Genomic DNA, 1,649 nt, shown 5'->3' with positions numbered 1-1,649 from the left:
GCTGACCGCTGCGGCCAGGCGATGTGAACAAGCGTGGAAAAAGGACCCCGTATCGTGGTGATCGGCTCCCAAAAGGGACCCCCTGATGCGGGTGGTCCATCGTGCTCCCGAGGAAGTCGGGAGCCGAGTTTGGGATGCTGGTGGTGGAAACGATCGCGAAGATCCGTCGGGCGTATTTTCAAGACAAGAAGCCGATCAAGCAGATCTGCCGCGAGTTTCGGGTGTCTCGGAAGACGGTGCGGAAGGTCATCCGGTCGGGGGTGACGGAGTTCTCCTACGAGCGCAGCGTTCAGCCACAACAGAAGATCGGGCCCTGGCGCGGCCAGCTCGACGAGATGTTGGCCGAGAACGCACGTCGGGCAAAACGCGAGCGCCTGACCCGCATCCGAATCTACGAGGAACTCCGGGCGCTCGGTTACGAGGGCGGCTATGATGCGGTGCGGCGCTATGCGGCCACATGGGTAAAGTCGGAGAGCGAGGCTTCGGCAGCGGCATACGTGCCGCTGAGTTTCGATCCCGGTGAGGCCTACCAGTTCGACTGGAGCCATGAGATCGTGGTGATCGAAGGGGCGACCACGACGGTGAAGGTCGCCCATGTCCGGCTTTGTCACAGCCGGATGCTCTTTGTCCGGGCGTATCCTCGCGAGACCCAGGAGATGGTGTTCGACGCCCACGACAGGGCATTCGCCTTCTTCGGGGGCGCCTGCTCGAGGGGCATTTACGACAACATGAAGACGGCGGTGGACACGATCTTCGTGGGTCGAGACCGCGCCTACAATCGTCGTTTCCAGCAGATGTGCGGGCACTATCTGGTCAAGCCGGTCGCCTGCACCCCGGCATCGGGGTGGGAGAAGGGCCAAGTGGAGAACCAGGTCGGGGTGATCCGCCGCCGGTTCTTCGTGCCGCGCCCGCGGTTCAAGAGCTACGCCGAACTCAATGCCTGGCTCCTGGACCGCTTCATCGCCTGGGCGAAGGCGCATCCGTAGCCGGGCCGAGGCGGCGTAGCTTTCAATTGGCGCAGACGTCTCGGGCCGGCGGCTTTTCCGGGCTCATTCGCCTGGCCTGCCCCCTTTCCTCTTGGAGAGATGGCACGTATCTGCGGCGACACGTCGAGGGCCAATCGGCATGATTGCCAGCCCGTCGGACGTGGAACGCTAGGATTGACGGGGTCTGATGTTGCCGTGGGCGTGAGGGACCAGGACTACGACGCGATCGTGCTCGGGGCGGGCGGCGCGGGGCTGATGGCTGCCGCGATCGCCGGACAGGCCGGGGCGCGCGTCCTCGTGATCGACCACGCCGAGAAGCCCGGCAAGAAGATCCTCATTTCCGGCGGCGGCCGCTGCAACTTCACCAACACCGGGACCGACCCCGAGAACTTCCTGTCCGAAAACCCTCACTTCGCGAAATCCGCGCTGAGCCGCTACACCCAGTGGGACTTCCTCGCGCTGGTGGAGCGACACGGCATCGCCTGGCACGAAAAGACGCTCGGACAGCTCTTCTGCGACGGGAGCGCCCGGCAGATCGTCGCGATGCTGCTCGAGGAATGCCGCCGGGGCGGGGTGGAGATCCGGCTCTCGACCGGGATCGGCGAGATCGGCCATGCCGATGGACGGTTCCGTGTGGCAGGCGCCGCGGCGCGCCAGTTGGTG

1 protein-coding gene and 1 pseudogene are annotated in these 1,649 nt (G+C 65.0%); both read left to right on the top strand.

Annotated features, from left to right (window positions below; translation table 11 throughout):
- Nucleotides 1–134: 134 nt before the first annotated feature.
- A pseudogene (istA, locus tag RISW2_RS22785) lies at nucleotides 135–983 on the top strand (IS21 family transposase); the annotation flags it as partial.
- Nucleotides 984–1,181: 198 nt separating this feature from the next.
- Nucleotides 1,182–1,649 (top strand): NAD(P)/FAD-dependent oxidoreductase (locus RISW2_RS22780; protein ID WP_043775696.1); only part of this gene is annotated, 468 nt, incomplete at its 3' end.

It is taken from the genome of Roseivivax isoporae LMG 25204, from assembly GCF_000521865.1.
Lineage (GTDB): Bacteria > Pseudomonadota > Alphaproteobacteria > Rhodobacterales > Rhodobacteraceae > Roseivivax > Roseivivax isoporae.
The sequence above is the reverse complement of the archived record's forward strand: the minus strand, read 5'-3'. Positions and strand labels throughout refer to the sequence as shown.